This window comes from Calothrix anomala FACHB-343 (assembly GCF_014696435.1).
GTDB lineage: Bacteria > Cyanobacteriota > Cyanobacteriia > Cyanobacteriales > Nostocaceae > Aulosira > Aulosira anomala_A.
The window spans coordinates 1-26,286 of the sequence record NZ_JACJQG010000094.1; the positions used below are offsets into that span (position 1 = coordinate 1).

15 protein-coding genes are annotated in these 26,286 nt (G+C 39.5%); 11 read left to right on the forward strand and 4 right to left on the reverse strand.

All coding sequences use genetic code 11. The annotated features are described in order from the left end of the window. Positions 1–63: 63 nt before the first annotated feature. The gene (locus tag H6G08_RS33540; RefSeq protein ID WP_190551115.1) at positions 64–216 is read right to left on the reverse strand and encodes a helix-turn-helix domain-containing protein; all 153 of its coding nucleotides are present in this window, start codon (positions 214–216) and stop codon (positions 64–66) included. Between the two features lie 388 nt (positions 217–604). Here H6G08_RS33540 and H6G08_RS33545 point away from each other — a divergent pair, with 388 nt between their 5' ends. Continuing rightward, positions 605–1,699 (forward strand): hybrid sensor histidine kinase/response regulator, encoded by a 1,095-nt coding sequence (locus H6G08_RS33545; protein WP_190551117.1) that lies wholly within the window; start codon positions 605–607, stop codon positions 1,697–1,699. 362 nt (positions 1,700–2,061) lie between these two features. Here H6G08_RS33545 and H6G08_RS33550 read toward each other — a convergent pair whose 3' ends face one another. Further along, positions 2,062–2,385 carry a hypothetical protein gene (locus tag H6G08_RS33550; protein WP_190551119.1) on the reverse strand — a complete coding sequence of 108 codons (324 nt, stop codon included), beginning with the start codon at positions 2,383–2,385 and terminating at the stop codon, positions 2,062–2,064. A gap of 252 nt (positions 2,386–2,637) precedes the next feature. On the opposite strand from H6G08_RS33550, the gene H6G08_RS33555 reads away from it, so the two are divergent. Continuing rightward, the gene (locus H6G08_RS33555) at positions 2,638–6,033 is read left to right on the forward strand and encodes a hypothetical protein (RefSeq protein WP_242046382.1); all 3,396 of its coding nucleotides are present in this window, start codon (positions 2,638–2,640) and stop codon (positions 6,031–6,033) included. Between the two features lie 118 nt (positions 6,034–6,151). Here H6G08_RS33555 and H6G08_RS33560 read toward each other — a convergent pair whose 3' ends face one another. After that, positions 6,152–10,840: an NACHT domain-containing protein gene (locus tag H6G08_RS33560; protein ID WP_190551121.1), complete on the reverse strand. Its 4,689-nt coding sequence runs from the start codon at positions 10,838–10,840 to the stop codon at positions 6,152–6,154. A 141-nt stretch (positions 10,841–10,981) separates the two neighbouring features. Here H6G08_RS33560 and H6G08_RS33565 point away from each other — a divergent pair, with 141 nt between their 5' ends. The 9 genes from H6G08_RS33565 to H6G08_RS33605 all read left to right on the forward strand — a co-directional run bounded on the left by H6G08_RS33565 (position 10,982) and on the right by H6G08_RS33605 (position 24,161). Continuing rightward, entirely contained in the window at positions 10,982–13,006 is a 2,025-nt protein-coding gene (locus tag H6G08_RS33565; protein WP_190551123.1) for a hypothetical protein, read from the forward strand. A 19-nt stretch (positions 13,007–13,025) separates the two neighbouring features. Next, positions 13,026–13,652 (forward strand): hypothetical protein, encoded by a 627-nt coding sequence (locus H6G08_RS33570; protein ID WP_190551125.1) that lies wholly within the window; start codon positions 13,026–13,028, stop codon positions 13,650–13,652. Positions 13,653–14,014: 362 nt separating this feature from the next. Then, positions 14,015–17,332, forward strand: coding sequence for a putative type IV secretion/conjugal transfer ATPase (locus H6G08_RS33575; RefSeq protein WP_242046383.1), 3,318 nt, complete (start codon positions 14,015–14,017; stop codon positions 17,330–17,332). A 151-nt stretch (positions 17,333–17,483) separates the two neighbouring features. Further along, entirely contained in the window at positions 17,484–18,299 is an 816-nt protein-coding gene (locus tag H6G08_RS33580; protein ID WP_190551127.1) for a hypothetical protein, read from the forward strand. A gap of 2 nt (positions 18,300–18,301) precedes the next feature. After that, positions 18,302–19,435, forward strand: coding sequence for a hypothetical protein (locus H6G08_RS33585; RefSeq protein WP_242046384.1), 1,134 nt, complete (start codon positions 18,302–18,304; stop codon positions 19,433–19,435). A 90-nt stretch (positions 19,436–19,525) separates the two neighbouring features. Beyond that, positions 19,526–20,257: a hypothetical protein gene (locus H6G08_RS33590; RefSeq protein ID WP_242046385.1), complete on the forward strand. Its 732-nt coding sequence runs from the start codon at positions 19,526–19,528 to the stop codon at positions 20,255–20,257. Between the two features lie 17 nt (positions 20,258–20,274). Then, a complete protein-coding gene (locus H6G08_RS33595; RefSeq protein ID WP_190551130.1) occupies positions 20,275–21,909 on the forward strand; it encodes a TrbI/VirB10 family protein in 1,635 nt (544 codons plus the stop codon). Continuing rightward, the gene (locus H6G08_RS33600; protein WP_190551132.1) at positions 21,906–22,709 is read left to right on the forward strand and encodes a hypothetical protein; all 804 of its coding nucleotides are present in this window, start codon (positions 21,906–21,908) and stop codon (positions 22,707–22,709) included. The genes H6G08_RS33595 and H6G08_RS33600 overlap by 4 nt, the downstream gene beginning before the upstream one ends. Positions 22,710–22,994: 285 nt before the next feature. Beyond that, entirely contained in the window at positions 22,995–24,161 is a 1,167-nt protein-coding gene (locus H6G08_RS33605; RefSeq protein WP_190551134.1) for a hypothetical protein, read from the forward strand. 32 nt (positions 24,162–24,193) lie between these two features. Here the strand turns inward: H6G08_RS33605 and H6G08_RS33610 are convergent, their stop codons facing one another. After that, on the reverse strand, positions 24,194–26,224 hold the full coding sequence (locus H6G08_RS33610) for an ATP-binding protein (RefSeq protein WP_190551136.1): 2,031 nt from the start codon (positions 26,222–26,224) through the stop codon (positions 24,194–24,196). Between the last annotated feature and the right edge of the window lie 62 nt (positions 26,225–26,286).

The window sequence follows — 26,286 nt, forward strand, 5'->3', positions numbered from 1 at the left end:
GTTATGTTCATTGGCTTGAGGAGATGATGTTATGTTGACTATTTTAGGCTTTTTAGAATTACTCTAACCAAATATGTAAAGTTTTGTATCGAGATTCAACATTTCTGCTTCATCACCTACTACTTCAATACCTTCTTGTTCGTTGAGAGAACTACGCATCCCAATCCGCGTTAAGCTGTGGTCTTCAATAATTGCCACTCGAATATCTCCCATCATTCACCTCAGCAGCTTGGTAATTAGTACTTTTCTAACTGTCGAATATGCTTTGAAGCAAAGGATTACTCTATTGGACGAAAAATTTTAGCTATTGAGCCAAAAAGTGGCTATTGAGACATAAAGCAGCTATGTAACTAAGTCTGCACTAATATTTCCAGCCATATTAAGAAATTTAAATTTAGTGCTTTAATCTAAAAATTCTCTGAAAAAATCTTCCTAAAGTCTTAAAAAGATATAAAAAAACTGAAGTTAAACTAAAACGAATACACTTTATTCTCACCTGTGTATACATTATACCCACAGGAGGATGCATCTTATTTCTAAGAAAGAATCCTGGCTCTAACATATCAGTAGATTGAGAATCCGTAATTACGAATTAGTAATTGCAATGAATATAACTTCAGAAGAAACAAACCAAAGAATTCTGCTTGTGGATGACTCAGCTGATAGTCTCCGCTTGCTGCAAGTCACTTTGAGACTGAAGGGATACAACGTGACCATAGCCCACAATGGTACTGAAGCATTGATACAAATTGCCGAATCTCCTCCAAATTTGGTACTGCTAGATGTAGTGATGCCAGATATGGATGGCTATGAAGTTACCCGGCAAATTAAGCACAACTCAAACTTACCTTTTATTCCAATTTTGCTAGTAACAGGTTATGAAAAATCAAGTGTAGTCAAAGGTTTAGATGCAGGTGCAGACGAGTTTATTCGTAAGCCGATAGATAAGGAGGAATTACTGGCCAGGGTAAGGGCTTTGCTGAGACTGAAACACAGTATGGACGAACAATTTTTTCTCAATCAACGAAGGGAAGATTTTGTAACTCGACTGACTCACGATATGCGAACTCCTTTGATAGCTGCTGACCAATTCTTGAATTTGCTGCAAAGAGGTGTTTTTGGCAATACCTTATCAACAATGCGTGAATCTTTAGAACAAATGGCTCAGAGTAACCAAACTTTGTTGTCAATGGTCGATACCTTGTTAGAAGTTTACCAGTATGAAGCTGGAGGCAAAACTCTAGATTTCTTTGTGGTTGATCTGTGGGAATTATGCCAGCAGGTAGTGCAAGAACTAATGCCTTTGGCTAATGTTAAACAGTTATCTCTCAAAGCTGTCTTGGCAGAAGGTACTGAAGCTTCTTTATTTAAGGTTAGAGGTGATCGCCTGGAACTACGCCGACTCCTCACTAACTTAGTCGGTAACGCCATTCGCTTCAGTGATGTTGGGTCAGTAAAAGTTCGCCTCAATTCTACTGTTGAAGGGATAACGATTGAAGTACAGGATACAGGTATTGGCATTAGTCCGGAAGAACAATTACTCTTATTTGATCGTTTTCGACAGGGTAATCATCAGCGTCCCGGGAACGGTTTAGGATTATATTTGTCTCGTCAAATCGTTGAAGCCCATCAAGGAAATATCTCTGTTTTATCGACTGTTGGCAAAGGCAGTATATTCACAGTTAATTTACCTGTGTAAACAGCTTATTGCTAATTTTATTCCCAGAGGAAATTTGCTAAATCGAGAGTAAGGAGCCGCACCGAAAGAACTTAATTATTTTATCAAAAAAACAATAATTAAGGCTTTCAGCTATTCAAAATATTAATACCAATTTTAAAAAAGAATGCGACAGATGTGTAGTAGCACTACAATGTTGTGCTCTTACGAATAATTTATGTATCGCCAACATTATTTGAATTGGTAAGCTGATGTGCAGCTAAATTATATAAGTCAAAAACGCAAAATAATTGTAGTGCGGGCATCTTGCCCGCGTCTTATATACAAATTAGATGCGTCGCAGCTTGTAACTCATTAGTGCGTTCCTCTTAAGGAAAGTTTCATCAAGATTCATCTGCTTCAGGTGAACACCAACCACGAGTAGTTGAAGTTTTATCACCTAGTCTATCAATTGCTCCAGGATCGCTATTGAGGAATTCATCTAAATCTTCATAACCACTTGGATAATAAGAACCTGATGTAGGTTTGATAGGATTTTCCTTAATTATTATGCTTTCACCAGGTTTGAGATGAGCATATTCGGGGTAATGCTCATCTTGGGATACATTCTCAGAAGGTGTGATCAACTCATCTCCTGGCGAATCTGGATCATCGTCATAAAGCATGACTAATAAACCATCTTCTAGTCGTTGAATTCTTTTATTCATAAAATCTAGTGGTAGCTTCAGAATTGTGTAGCTTAAGTAACACAGTGGGAAAATGATAATACGATTAAAAGCGCTGTTCAGCTATTTAACTTTCTTGGAAGTCTGCTAGCAGAGCTAACACCCTATAAAATACCGTCTGCCATGAAATCAGTAAATTATCCACTTGGATGATTTTATCGAGTGTAATTTCGTGCCAAGGTGGATATTAGAGTCTCATGCTTGCTAGATAAGCTATCTAATAGATTATTGGTAATGGATTTAACCACTAGAGTCTTAGAAGGTTCTGGTTTGAGTATACCTATCTTTGATGGGTCGTATAACAATGGTAATGGGAAATATTTATCTGAACCAGAAATAATTAAAAATTCTCTGCTCGAACAAATGTTTGAAGCAGAAGATTTACAATCTCTACTAATGGTTAAAATCGATAGTAAAAATCCAGATGCAAACCATTTAAGACAAAGAACCTTTCAGGATGGAATCCGGCGTAAGTTAGCTTTTAGTTCCGGAAATAGTTATTACTTTGCTGATGACTCACTGCATAAAAAAATTAGACGCTTATTCGCTACAGAACCAGATACCGCTTGTCGCTATGGTTCTTTGCTAGTTAGCAATTGCTATAAAGGCTCAGAAACTTTGACAGGGCTGCGAGTTAAAATTGTGGATTTTGAAGATCCACAGTATGCTCATTATAAAACAGGAGACTGTCACGGCAAGATTTCGCCCCAACTTGCCAAACAATTGGGAGGAGAACGCAACTGTCCATTCCAATTTCGGTTTGCCTGGAGGAGTAATTGGGCTGAATCAGATAATCCCCAGTGCCCAAAAACCAGCTTCTTGTCTAAAGGTACTTTCCTACCCGATGCGAATTTGACCGATGTTGAAGGCTACGACATTATTATGGATCGTTCCTCAATTAAAGGCATTAAAAAATCAGAACTGAAAAACTTAATACCTTGCGGTGACTATGAGTTTCCTCAAGCGGTAATCGGTAATCGAAGTAACGCCAAAGCCACCAACTACGATAATAGTTGGCAATTTACTATTTGGTACTCAGAAGAAGCAGTCAAACAAGATTTGAGCCAACCCACCGAAGAAAAAGCTAGAGAACTGGCCCAGTTGCAGCGTAATCCCTTGGTGTTGGCAAAATATATCATCCAACAATATGACAAACAACAGCGATCGCCTACGGCGGGCGTTCCGCCATCGCAGCAAGAGCAATCTGAAGAAGCTTTTAACGAAATTGAGGGTAATGCTAACAATCAAGCACAGGAATCTCGCTGGATTTCCCTATTACGCAGTGATAAATATGGTCAATTGATTGAAACTCCCAAATTTCGCAAGTTTGCTACCGATTACATAGCCAATCAATGGCGCGATTTAGCGATTAAGGGAGGATACAACCATAATTCGGGTATGGCAATGCCATGCGATCGCCTAACTCGTGGCACAATTTGTGTACCCCATCTACCGGAAGGAGATGTCATTCTCACCCGCTACCCCATCGTCAACTCAGACAACATCCGCCTCTACCAAAACATCCACGATCCAGAATTGAAGAAAACTCGCAACGTAGTCTGGATTCACCCCAAGGATGCTGAGGAATACCACCAAGCCGATTTTGACGGCGACCAATTAATGGTCAGTTCTGCTAGTAAACTGCCTAATATTGCTCAAGAAACTCTCCGCGCAGGTGAACCAGGACGATTTGAGCCAGTTAAACAACGCCCTAAGCTGGCGTATACGGAAATTACAGACGAAGAAGGCAACTTAAAATACAAAAATTTAGCAGAGATTGCTGCTGCCAGCAGTCAAAATAAAGTAGGGCTAGTAGCAACAAACATTGGGCGCGTACAGTCATCGATGCCTCAAGACGGTGAGAATGTAGAGCGATTTGGCAGACGACAAAGGAAGTTACTAAACCGTCTATTTCAGGCACTTCAGGTTGAGGTAGATTCGCCCAAAAGTGCAGAAAGATTGGAAGATATCAAAGAAATAGATGGGGAAAATTTGCTCGCCGATGCCAAACAGTGGTCAGAATCTCATCCCAGTTACTTTTTTGACTTTAAAAAAGATGAACGGCTTTATCGCTCCTTTGCCATGCCTGCGGATGCTCCCGGCTCAATCAACGTCATTGCAAGAGTTGTAGTCAATCCTTTGTGGGAACCAACACGCATTCGCAGCAGGGATAGGCATGAGTTTCGCTACCTGTTTCCTAAAGAGACGCTATCTGTAGATGCCTTGGAATGGGCAGAAGAACTGAAAACAAGGTTTCAGCAAGCTAGAGACGAAATTAAGGAACGAGTGGGAGATGACAGGGAAGCTTTTAATGAGGAACTAGGAAAGCTCTACGAAAGCTATCGGGCGGAAATTGATGAATTATTCCCCACTTCAGAGGAACGATTTGTAAATCCTGCGGACAGGCTCCGCCAATGCGTAGCGTCTCGCAGAGAAGGCGCAGCCGCACTGTGGCATACACAACATACCCGTCCAGAATTAGATCGGCATCGCAAAGACTGTTTAAAGCTGGCAGAACAGATGGAAATTACGTTTTCGTTTGAACACGATTATGAACTGCCCAGCGTTGCATTACCACAGGATATTTATGTTTTGAGTGTTCCTTTCGGTGCAGGTGCTATTAAATGGAAAGAATCTTTAGAACAAAAAGGAATTAAATTTGATGCCACAATTCATCCTCAATTACCTCTGATTGAATTTGCTTTGAAAGACTTATCACCCAAAGTAGTTGATAAATTAGCAGCTAAATTTGGCGAAAACATTAACGATTTAGATGAACTTAATATTCCGAAGGATTTGAGAATTATCCCGCCAGCAGATCATAGTTGGGCAACATCACGTCAAGATTCAGGTGTTGGTGCTTTGGCATATAACCTGTTTACAGAGGAAGTATGTCAGCAGCTTCAGGATTTTCAGTTTGATGAAATTAAAGTGTTGGGTATCAAATACAATCACTTCGCCAATGAAAACTTTGCTAGTAAGCAATGGAAAAAGCGCAGCGTTACTCTGGAAGTAGGAGTTTTTGAGTTACCCGAATCACACCCAGAGCATTATCGTTACAACGGTACACCGATATTACAGATTGATGGCAAGAATTTAGGCACTTTTGCTCCTGACAGCCCGAAACTACCAATTGGTGCTACATTTGCAGCTACTTTGCAACCAGATGGTTCTAGTATTGTCCTCAAGGTTAATCCTGAATCAATCAATCTACCAGAAGTTCCATTACCGGAATCAGAACCAACGTTAGATACTGCGGGGCAATTCCGAGCCATTCACCGTGAACTCTGGCGTAAAGAAATGTTTGATAATTTAGTAGGAGCGATCGCTATCACCTACGAACAGCGACAAGTCCATCAATCTACAAGTAATGAAATTGAGCAGTTCAAAATTGGTAGTCATTGGACTGCTTATGTGCAATCCAGTGGTGATTTTATTGTGCGAAATGAGAATAAGCGGACGATTTGTCGAGGCAATCTCGAGACGGGTGAGGAGATATTTCCACTTTCAGAAGCAGCCGCAAGTGAGTTAGAGGATATGGTTTTAGAAAGGGAGCGATTAGTTAATAAAAAACATGAGTTCTCAAATAATGGACACTGTATTAGCCATCATGATATTGAGTTGAATTGAAGAAGAGTAACTAATGAACCAACAAGAATTTGATGATGATAAATCCACCCCTAACCAAGAAGTGGTAATTTTGGCTTTTCTTTCTGCTAAATGGTACTTAGATAAAAGACAGTATAAATTATTTTTGTAATATTTGCAACAATTCTTGAGATAGTTTATAACAGAGAAAATATTTGTCTAGATCCTTTTCATGTTTTTTGATAGAGTTATCAATCTTATTGAGATTTTCTTCAAAAAAAGTCAAGTAAAGTTTGTGAAAATTATTAGATGAAGCATTACAAATAAATTCATCTTTCCATAGCCAAAATCTGCTATCTACACAACGTAAAAATAACCTAAAATAGCTCCACGCCATTACACGATTATCTGTGTTCATAAACCTAGAAAACCACTGTTTAGCCCACGAATTTCTTTGCCAACGATTGAGCGATATATTTATTATTTCCTTTTTCCAAGTATTTGGTTGTTCTTCTTTGAGTTGACTAAGACAAGTAAAAGCATCATTGGTTTCTAAAAATCCGAGAATCGTTACAGCACGAGAGAAATCCAAAGGAGCAGACGAATTAAGTTTAGTTTCTATATAAGAATTTAACCAATTCAAAGCGTGACCTTGTTGAGCAGCAATAGTCATTTCCATGAGTTCTAGGTCTGAATTACAAGACACAAACCGAGACTGCCATTCATTTTCTATAGAGCCATTAGGTATGATTTGAAAAAGAGCATAATCTAGGAAAGAAATATTGTTAGGCGAATTTTTTAGGATAATTTTGCGATTAATATTTTTAAGGTACTGATATAAATTTATTGCGTATGGGTGATTTACATCTAGTAAAACAGAGCAGAGAATTGAATAAAAGGTACTACCTATCTGAATGATTTTCTCTGCTGTGTTATTATCGTATTCAGGTTTTATAGGGGTTAACCATATATCAACTAACTTAGGATACTGAGATACTATTTCTGCTATGACATCTTTAGGAGGGATTTCACAAAAAAAGTAGTTTCTAAATTCAAGCTGCTCCTTCTGTACTTCAGTCAAAATTCTCCTAAACTCTTCTCTAAGTCTTGGATTAGCATTAATATCTTGAATTTGTATAAGTTGGTCTTTACTGCTATTTATATCTGCTATTCCCCAAACAATATTGCGGGAAGAAAAAGTTACAGAATCTACAAAGTTATCGTCAGATAAAGAAATTTTATTATAAAACTGCTCGAAATTATCATCACTAGTTATATTCAATTCAATAATGGGAAAATCATCTGGTAGTCTTGGTACTTCTGTGATAAGTCTGATCCAGTTTTTGTGAATATCATCTGCATATTCTCGGACTTCTTCTACTTGCATTCCCCGACAGCGAATAGCATAACCTTGATAGGCTGGATGAATACGGTTTTTAAGACTAGAATAAGACAAATTTTCACCATACTTTCCAAGAATAAGACTCCCCCAGTGATTTTCTCTACGGTGATGTTGAGAATTCCATTGCCAAGAACAGTTAAGAAATTTCTGGATAATTTTATTATCACCGAACTTATATATGATCTCTAAGACTGATGAACGTATTAAGCTATCATCATTTTCAAGATGAGGGTAAATATATTGATTTATTACTTCTGTCTGTAAAATTTCTCTGTTATTAGAAATAAACCAAAGTATGCGCTGTAAGTTTTTATGATTATTGACTTTTGAAAATGCGATTTCTATGTTAATAATTGGTTTAAAATTTTTCTCAAAAGATATGAAATCATAATTTGGATCAGGACGTTGTAAGATATGATTTAATTGTTGTTCTGCATCTAACTCCTTAAGAACTATTTGAAACAGATAAGCCTCAGCTACATGGTCTAATTCACTATCTGTATTACAATTTTGCTCAAAATTCTGCCAAGCCTGATAAATACATTCTTTTTCTTCTGAACTAAGAATAAGATAGTTTTTTAACATATTAAAGCTCAATTGTCGCAAGCTTATTCCTGTTCGCTGGGTGATATTTCGTGTAATTTGTCTAATTAAATTAGCTATAGCCTTTGGTGCATAGGCACACAGAGTAGGCTCAAATTCCTCAAATTTATGATCATCTAAGTCTCTAAAATATGTAGATGAAATTGAGTTGATAGAAATTTGTTCTACTAAAACTTCTAGGCTTTGTCCGAGTTCATCGGGAACTACTAACTCTGGATTAATACAAATTGATTTCATACGAGAAGCTAGCAACTCAGGTCTCAAGTCAGTCCTATTAAGACAATTTTTATAGTTATCTTGAGTCCATTCAAAATCACATGGGTTGTATTCGTATATATGTTGATTAAATGTCAAAATTTCTTTATCCAATGTTTGTTGGATTTCATAAGCCTCTTTACTTCCTTCGTATAACAGCAAACGATAAGCAGCCTTTTTAGCTACCAAACTTTGTGAGTTCAGAAGATGTTCAACCTCTAATTTAATTTCATTCCATATTGATTGATCAGCAGAACGAAATGCCCAATTAAATAAATTGTTTTTGCCAGGAAAACCCATAATTTCCTCAGCTATTATTCCTGTGACAATAGTTTTAACAAAATTTTGTATTGGTAGATAGATGATTAATCCTAGCGCAAATCTGCCAAGACGAAGTAATCCGTCGTCTTCAATTATCACATCTTCAATTACTGTTAATTCATAACCGTGAAATTTAAAAATTCCTGGTTTTAATTCCTGTCCGGCTCGTTCATTAATTTCGCGTCTAATCTCCTCTATACTCACTGAAGGATGACGCTGAGTTGAAAAACCATCACAGCGTAAAAATCCTAACCATTTCTTCAGTGCTGATGAAAGTTTCTCTAATATATTTGGATATTTTCTCCATTTCATGAAAGCACCTTTTATTAATTCTTCTGCCCAAGGATTTCCAAAAGTATCAGAACCTATAATTTCTGCTAATTTAATATAAGCACGAGAATCGCAAGGTAAATATGCAATAAATTCTTTTTCAGCATCTAGTCCTGGATTAAGATTATTGATCCATGCTTTCAGTAAAGAAGCTTTTGCTATAGGTGGGAGTTCAGGATCAGTAAGAGCAATTAAACTGGCATAGTGACATATTTTTGCTTTAATGTCCATTTCTGCCTGTGGTTCTATCCATTCAGCAATTATTTCTTCTGGATGTTTATCACTTTCCTCTATACCGTCCCGTAGTTGATCCACCAATAATAAACCAAAACCATAATGTAAAAATTCTGGATAGATTTGGTTTTTACCTTCTTTATTTTTCAGGATGCCTCCAGTTATAAGCTCTTGAAAAACTTCTTCTTTATGAGATACAAATGATAAGTTGTCTTCTATATCTTTATCTCGTAAATATTGTTTATTTGTTTCTCTAACTCTTTCTGCTAATTCTCTAATTAAACCTCTAAATTGTTCATCATCTAAAGAAATATTTTTTGTTTTGAGTCTATCTTTCCAATCTTCATAAATAAGACGTTCAACAGTTATATCACCACTAATTTCAATACGCTTATAATGCTTGAGCATCAAATTAAAATAGCGCGGTTTGCGGAGTAGTTTTAATAATTCTTCTGATGAAAATTCTGAACGGGTTAGTCCGTTATATTTTAATGCTTCTGTTAATTCATCATTATTATAAGATTGAATAATATATTTATGAATTGGTAAATAACTAATATGGTCAAATTTTCGTCGCCAATATTCATTACGACAAGTAATTATTATTGCTATATTTTGAAGCCATTTATCGCAAAGCTCATTTAAAATATTTCTCCACCATAAATTATCATAACGTTCGTTAATACCATCTAATATAAGTAGTAATTTTGGGGTAGTCTCTGAATTATTAATCCAGCGTTTGACACGTTTTATACAATGTTCTTTCTCCAAAATTAAATCACGAGCAACAATATCAGAAAAGAGAGTTAGAGGTTCATTACTACTGATTTTATGTGATGATAAGAAAACAACAACCGGGAAATTATTATCTTGCTCTACTTTTAAGCTTAACCAATGAGCTACTCCCCAGGTTTTTCCATCACCTTCTTCACCTAAAAGGGTGAATATTTTTTTATTATTTACCCATTGTGAATACCAAATATCTAATTGCTGTAGCAGTTCCTTTCTTACAATAAATCTTAGCTCGTTATTGATAATATTTATAGGTTGACCAAAAGCAGCATGAGATTTACTTTCAGATTTCAAATATTCTAAGAATTGCTGATTTTGTTTCGTCCTCCAATTATCATAACCTACCAAATTTGAACAAAATTTAAATTTTAATGCTTCTTTTTTTCTCTGAAATTGAGGATGCTGAATGATATCGTCCAAATATTTTTTTAATTTTTGTAATTCACTATCTGAAAAAACATCTTTAAGAAATTTTCTGACTATATTTGGTGCATTAGCACATAATATTTCTAATGAATCTGGTTTATCAATATCTTCAGCAATTACTTCAAAGTGAATACCTAAATTTATAGCTTCTTCAGTTAAATTATTAACTAATGTAGAATCAACATCACGAGTTGCAACCAGTACCCAAATATCTAAATCAGGAATTGATCTCCGAACTTGACTTAACTCTCCAGATAGCTCTCTATGATCCAATTTCGTATTTTTGCTGTAACGTTTACATTCTACTGCTAGAACGTTTGAGCCATAATCACGAGAACTAATATCGCGTCCTTCTTGAGAACCTGATTGAGCTAGATAAAACCGTTGTCCAGTCAAATCTTGTAATAATTGAGCAATTAGTCCCTCAAAGCTATTTTCTCCTGATGGCTTAAGTTTTCGTAGTGCATCTGAAAGTAGATTACTCATCTTTAATATAAGGATTAAATATGATATTAGTATAATTTGTTTAATAGCCAAATGGACAACTTATAAATAGCCATTAGGTCTATGTCATCTTATACAAAGCCTTGTTAGGTTAACTCTTAAGGCAATCAGCTTTGAGTACCTATGGCTACCAAAACACTGACTAAACCTAAGCAAAGACAAAATTCTCAAAATCGCTCATGGGAAAACCTGACAGATCGCCGTAAACTCCGCCATATTGAAAACACATTGGATAAAGCGATCGCATCTTCAATACAAAATGATTCTATCCAGTCCCACGAAGACTTTAAAGCTTGTGTAGAAAATTACAGCCAGGAATCAGGTAAAGCCGCCATCACAGTAGAACTCTGTGTAGGAGGTGGGGATGATGACGAGATTAAAGGTTATCGTTTCTACCTCACCAGCGATCCCAGCCACAGAACTAGTGGTAAGTACCTAATTAAAAATTTAGAAGGAATTACCAGTAAAGATGAAAACTACTTCACCCCTTCTAACATTGCTGAAATTTGCGGTTTTGCTGCAACAGAACTTGACGATATCGATGATGAATTAGAAGATAATCTGCTCGATTTAGATGAACAAGATGAAGAAATAGAAGCTATAAACAACGAACTAAACGACCTGTCAAATGATGATTTCAACACTCAAATAGACGAATTAGATGATTTAGCTGAAGAAGATGAGTCATCTATGAGTCATGTGAAGATACCCCCGACTAAAACACAAGCCAAAACTTCAGCTAAAACCCAAAGTAAGCCCCAAACCAAAACACAAGCTAATCTTCAAGATAGAACTAAGACTAATAACACTGTTGCCAAAAACGCCAAATCCAGAGAACCTATAGACGAAGCTTCGCGGTTAAGTGCCACAGCTACTACCAATGGACGAGAAGTAAATGGTGTAAATTTAGCTGGACTAGCTGGACAATTGGGAACTCTGGGAATTGCGGTAGGACAAGGAGTTTTAGAACAACTAGCAGCCGAAGCTGATGAAAAGCGGCTGGAACGAATTCTCAAAGAACTACAAAGGCAAAATGACCGTGTAGATAACATCGCTAGTCGCTTGCAAGAAGCAAAGCCGGACTCATCAGAGTCTCAAAAGTCTCAAGATTCTCAAACTGTATCTGAAAAATCAGCCGCAGACAATCCACTGGCTGTAGCTGCTACTAAAATCGGCTCGAAAGTAGATAATCTTGGTTCCAAACTAGATCCCAAATACCAATCTCAACCATTTGAATTAGATAAGAATGCCAGCATCAACGAACAGCTTGACCAAATTGAAGCCTACTTAAAAGTTCTTTCCAAACGACTTGATAGTTTAGAAATGGTAGTTAGCCGATTGGAAAAACAAATAATAGCACAACAAAATAATTCTACTGTTGTTGAGTCAGAAACTAATGCAGATATTGTCCCACCTAACTCTACTAACCAGCCACCAGCAGAAGTTGATATTTTAGAACATCTGACGAAACGCCAAGTACAGCAACAACAAGCTGCCTGTGCCGATGCTTTAGTGGGGTTTGCCGAAGTGGCTGGTGAATTATTTGACCAATCGCCTCAAGACGGCATTCCTATTTCCAATAACAAAACTTTATGGATAGAAGGACAAGGTAAACAAGTAGCGATCGCCTTAAAAAATACCCAAGGTGAAACACTTTTTGCTGGTACTCGCACTCAGGGACAATGGGCGATCGCACAAGATAATCTCAGCACAGAGGAAAAGACTGGTATTTGCAAACTCCCACAATCGAAGGAAGAATACGCCCTCAAAGCCAGCACCCAAGCATTAATTCAAAAATTTCAACAACAGCTACCTAACCCATTTAACAGCAACGATGAATCGATATTCACCTGGACTGAAAAGGGCAAAGTCAAGTACGAGTTTGAAGTAGTGAAACTATCCAATGGCACACAGCTACTTCAAGGATTTAACCCTAATCGTAACGATGAACAAGTGCTTGATGCTGTTTTAGTACCAGGACAGCCCTCGGAGATTTTGCAGTGCAGCATTCCCCTGCGTGAAATAGAAGCGGTACTAGACAATCAGCAATCAACTCGCTCTACCCCAGCCCAAGCTAATAAAAATACCGCAAGACAGGGACAGAAGCAAACTCAAACCAAAGCTAGCAAACCAGAAATGCAAGTTTAATTTTATCGAGAAGAAAAAGATGAATAATACAAAATCTCACAATTCTCAGTTTAAACTGCTGCCATCTCGCAATTTTTCAACCTACTTCAAAAATCTGAATATCAACCACAATGACATACTTTTAATTTTCATATCTCTGGCGATTGTAATTTATTTGTTAGCTACAAAACCTATATTTATTACTATTTTGGGATGTACGAGCATTGTTTTATTGAGTATTGGATATGTAATTCAGACATTACCCATTTTAGAAAAGTATTTAGGTAGAAAAATTCGCTTCTGGCATATTATTGTCGCCATTATTACTGTTACTGCTTTACTTGATACCTTTGCAACTCCAGCCCAAGCCATTTTCTTAAGCGGGTTGGAAAGCTTTTTCAACAATCTAGCTCAACAAAGTTCTCAAGCAGGTGGTGGTTCCACTAGCACTTTGGATACAAACGTTGTTGCTTTGACATTCAATCTCATCCGAGGTGCATTCTTGCTGCTGGTTGCTGCTGCTTCCTTATTTGCTTACAACCAAGCACAGCAAGGTAATGATTGGCGACCAATTGTCACCCAAGTTGGTCTGGCGTTCTCCATTGTAATTGCCATTGATGTCATCACTTTTATATTTGTGGGCAATGGCACAGGAACAAAAGGCTAAGGAATGAATTTCTCACCAATTTCACAGCTAAATTCAGTCACAAACTCAACCCAACATAGCTATTAATACTAAGTCTACAAAGGAAAAATATATAGCAATCTTATCTGAGTTGTGAAAATATTTTTTTGGTGAACAGCCAAGATGCCAAGTACGCCAAGTATCAGATAAAAAACTGAGAATTAGCAAATTTCACAAATGATTTAGCATCGCTATACATTCTTAAAAGAGAACGCGGAAATTGATATGTTGCGAGATTTTAGACAATTTGTATCAGAAAATCTTCTTCATAATTAATCAGTGGAATATACAGAGAATATTTAACAACTTAGGTGAATAATGCAGCACCAAAGAATTACACAACTATGGCACAAGACAATCAAGAATTCATCAAAGTCAACCGAATTCTGGGCAAGCAAGCTAGCATTGGGCCTATTCCGGCGGAACAGCTACTTCCTTGGATTGCCATTATTGTAGTTTGCTATGTTCTCACCAATGGTTTACTCAGTTTGGGTATGGGTTGGTTCTTTGCCACCTCCTTTTGGCTAATTATCAGTTGGTGGATTCTCACAGGCAATCAGCCCCATCAGTTTTTAGATCGATGGCGTAAGCCACCAGGAACAGAGTGGTGCAATAGTAACAGCATTTACATCTCACCGATTCCCGAATATCGACCTGCTTGGATGCGTCGGCGTTACGCAGACTCGCAAGTACAAATCCGATTCAAGCCGCTGATTGTACCGAATCAATATGGAGGCAAAAGTAAGTTTATGCCCTTCCAAAATGAAGTCAATATCTGCTGTATTGCAGAAATTAAGAAAAACGATCGTGAAGTGGCTGCCCTGTTATTAGATAAAGGCAACTGTCAGTATCAACTTGTGTTTGGGTTTCACATCACTGGACTACATGACATACTGCATGAAAATGAGGTTAGCGAATTTGCTCACTCTATCGAAGAGGGTTTGAAAGAACTACCCCCCGGTGAAAAAATTACTTTTTGTACTGGTTGTTACAGTAATGACACTAAGTCATATTCCTTACGGACAGACTCTGCCAAGGGAGTACTCCATAAACGCCAAACCCCACTTACTGCTTTAGCAGATAATTGTCACTTGAAACCAGTTTCTGTACTGTTACGTAACGAGCAATTGCGAGTAGAACAACTCAAACAGACAGGTTCTCGCCAAATCTGGAACCAAATTGCCTTCTGTACTTGGACGAGTGATGAAGAAGCAGGTTCACAGCACAAGGATTTTGTGGGTGGACTGATTGAAAAATTTAGAAAATTTGGCTCTTGGGCAGTTGAATTGATTACAGGGAATAAACGCACCTATCAAGAGGAGTTTTTCAAAAAGCTTTTACTGCAAGGGTTTCAGCAAGGATTTATCCAGTGGGAATTGCTACTCAATACCAAAATTGGCTTAGAAATAACACCTTGCAGTGCTACAGATTTGTGGCAGTGGCTGTGGAATCGATTTAATGAGGGTGCAGCACCTCCTATTCCCCAAGTTATTACACTGAAGGAGACTGAGACAGGACTGGAGTTAACAGAAACCCTAACCACCGACAAGCACATTTGTACATTACTGATTGAAGGACAACATGGACATTCTGCTTGTCCCGAACATCAAGGAGATCATGACCGAGTTTACCTGACAGGTAAAAGCAAGGTTTGTGGAGTCATGGTCGTAACAGATCCCCCTGTTGGTTGGTCTAATGCTCAAGAGCAGCTAAAGTGGGTCTGGAAAATCCTTGCTTCCAGCTATGTCCACGATACAGAAGCTTGGATTGAAATTAGCCGCAGCAATGACTTCTTCATCCAAGACAACCTGGCGCGTCAAGCAAAACAATCGAAAACAGCCCGTACTTTAGCCATAACCAAAGGACAGGGACGGGATATTGGAGCAGAAATCAAACAGGAGGAATCTTTTGAAGCCCAGCGACGACTTTACGAAGGCACGAAAGCGTTGCACTGTGCGCCTGTATTTTTAGTTTATCGTCACAGCGCCCAAGAGTTAACCCACGCTTGTAACTTATTGGCTAACAGTTTTGAGACTGCCAAAGTAATTCGAGAGCGTAATATTGCTTGGGAAATTTGGCTGCAAACCCTGCCGATTACCTGCAGATGGTTACTGCATGGAAGTAATCTCAGCGAACGCAGAATAACTTTAGATACCCATACTGTAGCTGGGATTATGCCCCTAACTGTTCCCAAGGACATCGATAAACAAGGTGTGGAATTTCTTACCAGTCGTGGTGGTAAGCCTATTTATGTAGACTTATTTCACCAGCAGATTGGACGCGCTCTAATTACAGGTACTTCCGGCTCAGGGAAGAGCGTTTTGGGATGGCGCTTTGCTCTAGAGGCATTAGCTAACAATATTCCCGTTGTTGGTATGGACATCTCTGCCAGTGGTAACAGCACTTTCAAGACGGCAATTGAGCTTTTGGGCGAGCAAGGAGCATATTACGATATTTCCAGTGGCAGCAGTAACCTACTGGAACCACCAGATTTGCGACGGTTCGACAAGTCAGAACGGGAACGGCGTATGGAGTCTTGGAAAGACTTTATTCGCAAAGCTTTAACAGCGATCGCCATCGGAAAAGTCGAAAACCCCCATCTAGCTCAACGGGTTGATGCCTTGCTAGTCAAAGCTTTGGACGTATTTTTAAAAGACCCAGAAATTATTACTCGCTACAACCGAGCTTTTGAGATGGGCTGGCTTTCACCAGAATGGCAGCAAATACCCACGCTACCAGATTTCGTCAAGTTCTGCACTAGAGAACGCCTTAATCTGAGATCCTTTGAAGAGATTGACCGACAGGCACTTAACCAAATCCAGAATCAGGTTAGCGTTTTACTGTCCTCTAGGTTGGGGAAAGCGATCGCTCGTCCCAGCACTTTTTCCCCATTACCGGCGATTAAATTTTTTGCCCTCAGTGGATTGAGTAACGAACAGGATGCTTACTTGATGGCAATTAACGCCCATAGTGCCTGTATCCGTAATGCCTTATCCCATCCTAAGAGTTTGTTTATTGGCGATGAGCTTTCCGTATTGTTACGTAAAGATGGCTTTGCCCAGATTATAGGCGAAACCTGTGCCACGGGAAGGAAAGAAGGCATTGCTGTTCTGCTATTGTCCCAAGACCCGGATACCATTTGCGAGTGTTCAACAGGCGCTCAAATTATGCAGAACATGACCTACCGGATTACCGGACGTATTACCAGTAGTGGTATTGCTTCTTTCCAACAGTATCTGAGTTATCCCGTCAATATTATCATTCAAAATGCGACTGAAGCATTTTTGCCCCGTACCAGTGACCTTTATTCCTGTTGGCTAGTAGAAACAGGTGGTACATTCTGGCGTACCCGCTTTTATCCTGGGGAAATGATGTTAGCCAGTGTTGCCAATAACCAGGATGAACGAGAAGCACGAGAACGGGTGATGGCTCAGTATCCAGATACCACTAAAGGCAAGCTGTTAGGACTGAGAGCATTTACTGATGCATACATTCCTGCTTTGAAGGAAAACAAAGGCTTTAAACATATTGGTCGAGAAATACATCAAACCCCAGTATTGCGCGATTCGCTATGCCCTGCTGTAATACCAATTCTCCAAAAGGAAGCAACAGATGATGACGAGGGGAAACGGAGACGCAAAGAGGCGGAGATTCATTTGTAGCAGGATTTTAGAGAAAAGGTATAAGTCCTGCGGACAGTCTTTACCAAAGCGGAGCATCTCTGCTCTGGAGAAAGCGATCGCCAACAGGCTCAAGAACGCCTGATCGCATCGCAAGTTGATATATCCAGAACTGCATTAAGGGAAGTGAATCATGAAATCTAAACTTACCTTTATCAGATTGATGGTACTGATTCTAATTTTGGAACTAGGTTATATGGCCAGTCCAGCCCTTGCTCGGACTCAAGACAATGGTCGAGATCCAGTAGCTGCTGCTGTTGATAACAAAACTACTGGTGCTATTTTTACCTCAGACACAGCATCTCAAATCAATGATTTTGTGGGAGATATCAAAAATTTCACTCAAAATGAGCTATTGAATCCTCTTGGCAATCTGCTCAATTCTGCCTTGGGTGCAATTCAGATTCCAGATTTAAACAAAGTTTTGGCAGGAATCATGAACGGTTCTGCCAACAATGACCCTGGTGCGGTGCTGTCTGAAACTTTGGAGAACAAAACCAACGGTCAAAGCTCTTATGGTATCCGTGAAGACCTTGGTAAATATGCTACTAGAACAGTTGCTACAGGTATTGCCGAGCGGGCTACTTTGAGCCAAACAGCCCAAAGTCAGATGGCTCAAATTCAGCAAGCTACTCAACAAGATACTCAAGAAAGCGTCAGCTTGGGTGAGGAATCCCAAAGTTTAGATGTCACTCAACAGATTTTGCAAAACCTATCCCAACAGAGTGCCATTACCAGTCGCGTCAACGAGCGGATGCTTCAAGAAGCCCAGCAAGCACGCATTGACAGGGCATTGAGTATAACCGTTACCGCTCAAACCGCCAAGGAACTTTCAGCCATCAATACTGCCGATCACCGTAAAAGTGTTGCCGCAGGCAATGCTGCCACTCAACAGGCGGGCTTATTGATCATGCCTGGTGGCATTACCCTTGGTTCTGACAAGCAGTAGCTTTGATTTCGACACTCATGATGCACATTATTGCTCAGTCATTTCCGGTAACAGGCGGAGAACCCGATGCCCTAGAAATTATCTCCAGTTCTTTAGAACTTTCTCGCGCCACAGTTGAGTCGTGGAATAACGTTTGGCTAGTTACTTTAGATCCCCTCGGTTCAGCATTATGGATTGGCTTGATTAAATTGGGCATTACCCTGGGAGCCGCCAGCATCTTATTTGTGGCGTTGACTACTGGCAAGGAAATCATTGAAAAGCAATCATGGTCAGAACTGGCATCAATTTTTGTCTGGCCTATCGTGATTATGATTTTTCTGGGGGCCAATGGCAATGTACTAGCTAAGACAATTACTGTTATTCGAGGCTTTGCTTACAACCAAGTGCAAAGTGTTCTTCAGCTTCAAGTTGGGGAACTAACATTTCGAGATGCTATTACCAATGTGGCTATTAGCAATATCGCTAGACAACAGCTAGAAAACCTCTATAGCGAATGCCAAGGAAAAGTTGGTACAGAGTTAGTTGAGTGCTGGAACTCAAAGCAAGCCCAGGCACAGGCCATTGTTACCAAAGCTGAAGAGCAAGCTAAATCTCCACTCCAACCACTACGAGATTTTGGTAGTTTTCTCTGGAATAGAACTTTACCTGGTCAAATCGGTACTGCTGTTCAGTTTGCCAATGATCCAGGTAGTGTGTTTCGAGAGACTGCCATCCCCATTATTCGCTTTATCCTCTATGCCCTGCAATGGGGCTTTGTAAATATTTTGGAAGCTGCTCTGTTGCTGACGGCATTATTTGCACCGATCGCAGTTGGTTTATCTTTGCTGCCATTACAAGGTCGTCCTATTTGGGCGTGGCTGATAGGGTTTATTTCCTTGTTTGGTGTTCAACTTGGTTACAACATTTTAGTAGGTTTAGCAGCTGTTGTACTGGTGAAATCGGGTGCTGAATTAGCATCTGATGTAGCATTTTTATGTTTCCTGAGCATCTTTGCACCAATTTTGGCGGTATTAATAGCTGGAGGTGGAGGAATGGCGATTTATAACGGCATTTCTACTAATGTCAAAGGCTTAATCGATATTTTTAGCAGTGTCATTGGAACTGCAACCAGTATTGCTCTACTCCGCAGGGGGTAATACCAAATTTCTTTGGGATTTTAGATTAAAAACCTTTAACACAAGGCTGTTCGGTGGATTCTCAAACAATAGTACCTATGCCCATTTGGTATGACTCTGCAAATTAAACGACTTCAATCTCCATTACTTCCAGAAGCTAAAAACCTCCTGGCTGTTTGTTTTCTCTGTTTAACTGCATTTAACGGTTTGATATTATTGTTGACCCTATTCACCGCTTTCAGGGTCAATAAAATTGCCGATCGCAAGACGACCTTTGCCCAGTTGGTAAATGGTGAGACAATCTACGTTTCCGAGCAAGACCGCAACTGGCGCTATCCAGATGTAATTCAAAAGGTAGTTAGTGACTGGACAACCCTAACATTTAACTGGGATGACAAACTTACTGGTACTAATCAAACAGACCAAGGCATTCAAGTTGGTAGAAATGGGCGTATTCCCACAAATACTTGGTTTGCTTCGCTACTGCTAGAACCGGAATTTGCCAAAGCTTCTCTACCAAAGATTGCTGCATTAGTTCCTAGTAGCTTCTTTTCAGGTCAACTGCGTAGCACTACTATTATTTCCTATTTGTCAGAACCGAGAGCAATACGACCTGGGGAATGGGAAATAGACATGATTGCTACCCGGATCTTAGTTGACCGTACTACTGGGAGAGATGAGCGTATACCTTTTAACCGTACCTTTACCGTCCAAGCAGTAGAGATTCCCCAGTCTCCTTTAGGTAAAGATGCTCCCCTGGTAGAACAGAAAATTTATGAAGTGCGATCGTCTGGACTGCAAATTACCAAGATGGTTGAGTTCAATTCTCAGCAACGACGCTAAAGTAAAAAGCTATAATTATGACCAATTCAAATCAAAACTATGAATTTGATGACTTAAACGAAAATTATGCTGATTTGCCGCCGGAAATCAACACTCATAACGGTAATCATCGTTTTACCCAAGCCACTGTGGTTGCTGATGATGATATCACCCCTGAAGAGGAGCAGTTGTTAGCAGGTTATAACCCTACGGCAAGTAATCTCATTTCCGAAGAATATCGCTTGAAACAAGATGCAGAAGGAGCCGTAGAGCGACCGTTAGCAGAAAAACCTAGTGTGCGGCTAGGTTCAGTAGTTGGCTTAGTGGGAATAGTTATTGGCTCTGTAGGACTGGTCTGGTTTGGATTTCTCCAACCTAAACCTCCTGTAAAACTTGTAGTGCAAACTCCTACTCCATCTCCCACAGGCGAACCAGTTTTGGATGAATCTGCCGAACTTAAAAGCAGATTAGCGTTTCAAGACCAACGGCAACAACTGAAAGTGGAACCTGTTGCTCCTAAATCCCCAAGTCCAACCGTACAAAATAAACCCAAACCAAAGCCATCTCCACCTCAAGAAACTTTTTCACCGCGCACAACTCCTACATCGCGCATAACACCAATAACTCCTGTAAAAATTTCTCAACCTCCGCCCCCAGTAGTGCGGTATATTTCTCGAAATCCTGTAAGTTATCAAGCTTCACCACCAAGACGACAGCCTGAAAGTCATGTCGATCCTTTCCGGCAGTGGAACCAACTAGTTAACCTGGGACAGTCGCAAATCGGTAACTTTAAAGTAGCTGAAACTCAGTCAGAACCTGTAGTTAACACTCAAACTTCAACAGACTCCAAACCAACAGCTAGAGCATCCATTTCCACTTCCGAAGACCCTGGTATCCAAACAGTTTTAATTGGCTCCAAAACCACTGATAGTACAACTGATAACTTAACTCCAGGGATGATAGGTATCCTCAATCGCACTCCTGTAGCTCCAGATACTGTTAATCTAAGTAAAACTAAAGAGGTAGCATTAGGTACATTTGCCCCAGGTAGAATTATCATGCCAATGATTTGGGATGAGGGGGGGAATAATCAAAGCGATCGCTTTGCTATCGAGTTGACTAAACCTCTCACAGCCACAGATGGTACAGTGGCACTCCCATCTGGTACTGTTGTAGTAACGAGAACAGTGGCAGTAGGTAAAAAGAATAACTTAGTATCTGCTAGTGCGATCGCACTTATTTACCCTGACTCCCAAGGCACAGTCAAACAGGAAACCATTCCGCCTGAAACTCTTTCCATTCGCGGTCAAGGACAGCAACCGCTAATTGCTAAAAAGCTGAATGATGTAGGGACAGATATTGCCCAACAAGATTTATTAGTGGGATTACTCAGTAGTTTGGGTAAAGTGGGAAACATTGTGAATCAGCCCCGCACTCAATCTAGCACTGTTGTTTCTGGCGGCACTTTCAACCAAAGTATTGTTACTAGTAACTCTAATCCTCAGATTTGGGCAGCAGCGCTAGAAGGCTTTTTTAGTCCAGTTAGTGAACGTCTATCTAGACGCTCTGACCAAGCAGTACAGGAATTACTTCAACGTCCAAATATCCAGTTTTTACCTGAAGGTACGGAAGTCTCGGTTGTCGTTAATAGTTTTTTGAAAGTTGAACGATGAAACAGTTTGCTGCTCTTAGCATCGTCATTAGCTCATTACTGCTTGGTGTGACAGCACCTATTGTACAGGCACAAGCACAAACTCCTGCATATCGCTTGATTGAACGGGATATGGCTGCAAGTAATAGGATTCAGGTTGAAGTTACTCCAGGACGTGCTACGCCTATTAGCTTCACCCAAACCGACGAGGTGATCGCCTACATTTTGTTAGCAGACCCTTCACGACTGGTCTACACCACAGATACAGATTTAAAAAGTGGACGTGCCACAACCATCTTTCTGAAAGCCATCCAACCGTTAAAGTTTCCAGGGGCTACCACAACTGCCATTACTAACTTACTTGTCCAAACTATAGACCAAACAGGACAAAAGCGACTCTATAACTTCGATATCGTTCCAGTGCGTAGAAACACTGCGTATGTTGGTATTCAGATTGCAAATGCGTTCGTCGTACCTCCAAGAGAAAGCAAGCTAGCAAGAGCGTCTCTAACAGGAGAAGGTATCACCTCTGGTACTGCGCTTTGGCCAATTGCTGGACAGCAGACACTATTAATAGATAAAAATCGCAGAGCTAGAGTAGATGATATTGAAACCGGGCTGAGAATTGCTATTAATCGGGGTTACACCAACAAAAGCGATCCAGTTGTTCCTAAAATGCAGCAAGTTTTATACCTATTACGAAATAGCAGAGTCACAGTAAAAGAAGCAGCGACATCTGTTGGTGTTCCAGTTGAGGTTATTTCTGAATTAGGAAGAATCGCTTTAAATGACCGTCTACTCAAACTAGGACAGCAACGCTAGATGTGATGCACTGGGGAAAATAGAAAAAAAGTTAACAACTCTTAAATAGTTGAGAATAGTGTTAACAAACCACTATAAACCAAAAAATATTCACGCAATTACAATGATTATTATTACCAAATGCTGAGTACCTTATTTTTAGAAGTACCTAAGCCATAGTATAATCTCACTAAGCTCTTTGTAAAGAATTGATATTCCGTAGATTAATGATTGCTCTCCTATTTAATTCAGAACAAATAGGATTATTAACGTCAAATGAAAGATTAAATTAATAAAACTAGGTATATGAGTAATCGAGAGTACCGCATTCCTGATGCTATGGCATCTGAGGTACTAGCTGAAGCTGCTCGTTTATATACTGAAGCTAACAAGGGCTATTCTCTTGAAGATATACAACAAGCAGGTTTAGAGGCACGGATTCCTTTAGACTTTATCAAGCTAGCAGTTCGGAATGTGGAAGAGCGACAATCAAAAGAGCAAGCAAAGCGAAAACAATTACGAGCATATATTAAAAATTTAATTTATAAAGGTATCCCTCTAGGAATTTCATTATTAATTCCTATTGCTTTAGTATCTGGTATTCCTATAAAAATTTCATTACTGATTCCTGCTGCTTTGGTATCCAGTATTTTTATATTCCAAACACAGATCGATTCAGTCATCTCTAAGTTCTTATCTGACTTCAATCTTGATCAGCAGAGACGAAATATGGGATTACAGACTCTTACGGTTAAAGTAGGTAGTTTGGAATACTTTACTGAGCAAAAAGGACTCTTTATAGCTGTTAGTGATACTAATCACAACGGAGTACAAGGTATTATTGGTACTGATGGATATAAATCTCTTGGAATCGTAGATGGTAAGCTTGGTGATATTTACAAGTATGAGGGAGTACACAACTACCAAATTAAGATCATTGAGATAGGCGATCGCTACAGTAATGGTATCGTTACTTTTCAGATTGATCGGCAAGGACAGCAACCTCAGAACCAAATACAACAACTTCAAGAAGTTGTACACCGACTTCAGGAAGAAGTACAACAGCTTCAGGAACAGCCAAAACAGTTTCAGAAGAAGCTAGAGGAACTTCAAACAGAACGGGACTTGATTAAGCAACAACTCCAGCAGAAAAACCAACAGCTTGAGCAGTTAGAGCAAGAAAATAATTGTTTAAAGTTAAAAACACAAAATTTTTATCCGAGTAGCACGCTTGATAACAATAATGAGCCAGAGGTACTACTTCGTGAGGACTTTCGCAGAGCAATTATGGGCAAGACTATGCAAGAAGTTATTGAAGCTGTCGGTAGACCGAATTCAACCAGAGACTTAAGCTTTGCTGTCTTCTGGAACTATGAAAAAAAAGTAAAAGATCCTGCTTCAGGCATGATAGGTTCCGCAGAGGTGGAATTTCGAGAAAGTGTTGTAAATAAAGTGATTTTTCTTTCCTATTAATTAGGCAGCATGAGAATCAATAAGCTTATTGATCAAGTTTTTAACACCTTAATTATCTTGTCCAGGAGTTCCCTTGGCTTAATTGGCTTGGTAATAAAAAGTTGAAACCCTGCTTTTAAAATACGTTGCTCATTTTTGGCTCCAGCAAATGCGGTGAGAGCGATCGCCTTTGGCATAGCTTCTCTACGAGACGCTCCGCGAACGCTTACCACCGGAATTTGTCCCCCTTGCTCTATACTGCGGGAGCAAACCTGACGAATCAAGGTAAAGCCATCCTCATCTGGCATACTGATATCACTAATCAGTAGAGCGGGCGATCGCTGTTCTAAAAGTGCTAATGCTTCTTTGACTGATGCTGCCACTAATACATCTGCCCCGACGCTTTGGAGAACAGTCTGCATTAACATCCGAGCATCTGCATCGTCATCCACAACCAGAATGCACAAGTTCTGTAATTGAGCAATTTTCTGATTGTCATGTAGCAATTCTCCCAGTACTAGTTCATCATTGCTCAATCGCCCTGTCATGGTCACGGTAGGTAGCCTCACCGTGAATGTCGAACCCTTGCCCAATCCCGCACTGGTTGCTGTGATATTGCCATTGTGGAGTTGTACAATGTAATGAGCGATCGCTAGTCCTAACCCTAATCCACCAGCAGAACGAGTAGTGGAAGGGTCATGCTGACTAAACCGTTCAAAGACGAATGGTATAAATTCTGCTTCAATGCCCCTCCCTCTATCAATAACAGTAATCTGAGCTTGAGACTCAACTTGTTCCAACCTGATCTCTACACTTTCATTCTTGAAACTAAACTTAATTGCATTTGAAAGCAAATTCCAAACTACTTGTTGTAAACGAATCGCATCACCTAAAACGTTGGATACAGCAACATCAAGATGTAATTGAATTTGAATGCCCTTTGTTTGGGCTGACAATCGAATAGTATCTGCTGCCAACCGAATTACACTTGCTAGGTCAACAAGTTCCATCTCCAAATTCATTTCGCCTTTCTGCATCCTAGCCAGATCTAACAAATCATCAATTAAGCGAACTTGCAGACAGGCATTCCGCTCAATTGTTTCCAGTCCCTCAATTTTCAGAGCTTCATCCATCTCAGTTTCAGTTAGCAATAATTGCGCCCAGCCGTGAAGATTATGTATTGGAGTACGTAACTCATGAGACAAGACAGCAATGAATTCATCTTTTACTCGGTTGATTTTTGCCAAATCCTCAGCCTTTTGCCTCAGTTCCTTTTCTACAGTTTGTAGTTCTTGAACTTGTTTATTTAAAGCTTGGTTTAACTCAATAATTTTTGATTCTGCTTGTTTGTGGTTCGTGATGTTTTGGAAAATTACTAAGCCTGTTATGATTTTGCTATTTTCATCTTTGACTGGGAAAGTTTGTAATAGATAAACTTGATTGTTATCAGGGATTTCAATACACATTGGAGTACCCTGTAAGGTACTACGGTAAGCTGGTTCTATCAGCTCGTAAGTTTCAGGGAGAACAGTTTCGTGCAGCGTTTTACCTTGGAACTCTTCTTTTTCTAAACCCAAGATTTGCAGTTCTGTGCCCTCAGCACCCATAAAGCGCATATCTCGATCAAAGAGAAAAACTACTCCATTGGGTATATTTTGGGTTAATGTTCGGTATAGTTCTTCACAGTGACGGAGTGAATGCTGACTCTGTAATAAATCTTTTAGATTGATTAGATCTGCTATTTTAGCAGTATCTGACTGCTGTTTGCTTGACTGGAAATTAGCAGTTAGTGTACTGATTAATAGACCCTCGATAACAAATAATACAAATTCCAGGCTATCGAGAGTAGAAGATGGGTCTGTAAAAAAGTAATGACTAGCTAAAGCAGCTAAGAACACTGATATCAATCCTGAAATGATGCTACCGTACCAAGTACTTACAGAGATAGCAATCAGCCACAAGCTAAAAGAACTTGTAATTCCAGTTAAATACTCTAGTGCCAGCTTGACTAGCAAGGTTGCTCCCACACTGAAAAATGCAATTCCGTAGGGCAGGTATTTTTGTTTGATAAATAACATAGACATAGGAGTAACGCGACTTTGCAAAGTCGGATAAAAAACGACCGATGCTTTCTCTACAAGACGCT

What these genes read in the sequence shown, in the direction of transcription:
- H6G08_RS33545 (WP_190551117.1), top strand. Translation starts at nt 605, where the DNA reads ATGAATATAACTTCAGAAGAAACAAACCAAAGAATTCTGCTTGTGGAT.
- H6G08_RS33595 (WP_190551130.1), top strand. Translation starts at nt 20,275, where the DNA reads ATGACCAATTCAAATCAAAACTATGAATTTGATGACTTAAACGAAAAT.
- H6G08_RS33575 (WP_242046383.1), top strand. Translation starts at nt 14,015, where the DNA reads ATGGCACAAGACAATCAAGAATTCATCAAAGTCAACCGAATTCTGGGC.
- H6G08_RS33605 (WP_190551134.1), top strand. Translation starts at nt 22,995, where the DNA reads ATGAGTAATCGAGAGTACCGCATTCCTGATGCTATGGCATCTGAGGTA.
- H6G08_RS33570 (WP_190551125.1), top strand. Translation starts at nt 13,026, where the DNA reads ATGAATAATACAAAATCTCACAATTCTCAGTTTAAACTGCTGCCATCT.
- H6G08_RS33580 (WP_190551127.1), top strand. Translation starts at nt 17,484, where the DNA reads ATGAAATCTAAACTTACCTTTATCAGATTGATGGTACTGATTCTAATT.
- H6G08_RS33590 (WP_242046385.1), top strand. Translation starts at nt 19,526, where the DNA reads ATGACTCTGCAAATTAAACGACTTCAATCTCCATTACTTCCAGAAGCT.
- H6G08_RS33610 (WP_190551136.1), bottom strand. Translation starts at nt 26,224, where the DNA reads ATGTCTATGTTATTTATCAAACAAAAATACCTGCCCTACGGAATTGCA.
- H6G08_RS33565 (WP_190551123.1), top strand. Translation starts at nt 10,982, where the DNA reads ATGGCTACCAAAACACTGACTAAACCTAAGCAAAGACAAAATTCTCAA.
- H6G08_RS33540 (WP_190551115.1), bottom strand. Translation starts at nt 216, where the DNA reads ATGATGGGAGATATTCGAGTGGCAATTATTGAAGACCACAGCTTAACG.
- H6G08_RS33560 (WP_190551121.1), bottom strand. Translation starts at nt 10,840, where the DNA reads ATGAGTAATCTACTTTCAGATGCACTACGAAAACTTAAGCCATCAGGA.
- H6G08_RS33600 (WP_190551132.1), top strand. Translation starts at nt 21,906, where the DNA reads ATGAAACAGTTTGCTGCTCTTAGCATCGTCATTAGCTCATTACTGCTT.
- H6G08_RS33550 (WP_190551119.1), bottom strand. Translation starts at nt 2,385, where the DNA reads ATGAATAAAAGAATTCAACGACTAGAAGATGGTTTATTAGTCATGCTT.
- H6G08_RS33555 (WP_242046382.1), top strand. Translation starts at nt 2,638, where the DNA reads ATGGATTTAACCACTAGAGTCTTAGAAGGTTCTGGTTTGAGTATACCT.